Origin of the sequence: Type-D symbiont of Plautia stali, from assembly GCF_001485335.1 — a bacterium.
Lineage (GTDB): Bacteria > Pseudomonadota > Gammaproteobacteria > Enterobacterales > Enterobacteriaceae > Pantoea > Pantoea vagans_C.
On sequence record NZ_BBOC01000192.1, the window covers coordinates 1 to 1,201 of the forward strand.

Annotated in this window: 1 protein-coding gene; it reads right to left on the minus strand. The window is 55.0% G+C overall.

Annotation, left to right across the window (positions count from 1 at the left end; translation table 11 throughout):
- Positions 1-17: 17 nt before the first annotated feature.
- Positions 18-992: a glutathione S-transferase family protein gene (locus PSSD_RS25925; RefSeq protein WP_039331358.1), complete on the minus strand. Its 975-nt coding sequence runs from the start codon at positions 990-992 to the stop codon at positions 18-20.
- Positions 993-1,201 lie beyond the last annotated feature (209 nt).

A 1,201-nucleotide genomic window follows, 5' to 3' on the forward strand; every position in this document is an offset into this window, starting at 1 on the left:
ACCCAGCAGCACTATCCTCAGCCGCGGCCGTGCGGCTCATCCCAGTCAAATGCCGGGCCCAGCGAAATCACGCCGCTCGGATTGATGGTTTTGTGGCTGCAATAGTAGTGATGGCGAATGTGCGGCAGGTTCACGGTATCGGCAATACCCGGCATCTGGTAGATATCACGCAGGAAGCCGCTGAGATTGCGGTAATCACTGATACGGTGGCGGTCACATTTAAAGTGAGTGACGTAAACCGGATCAAAGCGCACCAGCGTCGTCCACAAGCGCAGATCGGCCTCGGTGAGACGATCGCCTGTCAGATAGCGATGCTGCCCAAGGATCTGCTCCAGTCGTGCCAGCGAATGAAACAGCGCCGTTACTGATTCATCATAGGCTGCCTGGGAAGTGGCAAAGCCGCTTTTGTACACGCCGTTATTGACCGTGTCGTAAATCCAGCCGTTCAGCTCATCAATCTTGTCGCGTAATTCAATCGGGTAGTAATCACCTGCGCGCGCGCCCTGCGCATCAAAGGCGCTGTTGAGCATGCGAATGATATCGGCAGATTCATTACTGACAATGGTGTGCTGCGTTTTGTCCCAGAGCACCGGCACGGTGACGCGCCCTGTGTAGTGGGGATCGGCATGCAGATAGAGTTGATACAGGAATTCGTTCTGGTAAAGCGAGTCACCGGTGGCGTCCGGGAAATCATCATCGAAGGTCCAACCGTTTTCCAGCATCAATGGATGCACCACCGATACGGAGATCATCTCCTCCAGCCCTTTTAACTGACGCATCAACAGCGTGCGGTGTGCCCACGGGCAAGCAAGAGAAACGTACAAATGATAACGGTCACGTTCGGCGGCAAAGCCTTCTTTGCCGGTGGGGCCGGCATGGCCATCAGCGGTGACCCAGTTGCGCCAGACTGCTTCTGTGCGTTTGAAGCGGCCACCGGTTGACTTCGTATCGTACCAGGTGTCATGCCAGACACCGTCAATCAGCTGTCCCATAAGCCCTCCATAAAGAAAAAGGGCGAGGAATATCCTCGCCCCTGCAAATCAGTATATGTGTTCTGACAATGCTTGTGTGCTTAGCGTGCGGCAGCCGGAGCGAAACGCGCACGAATAAGACGGTCAATGCTGTAAGCGCCTGGACCTACCAGACCCAACACCAGGAAACCACCGGCGATGGACAGGTTTTTCATGAACATCAGCTGGTT

Coding starts and splice junctions, on each gene's coding strand:
- PSSD_RS25925 (WP_039331358.1), bottom strand. CDS start 992: ATGGGACAGCTGATTGACGGTGTCTGGCATGACACCTGGTACGATACG.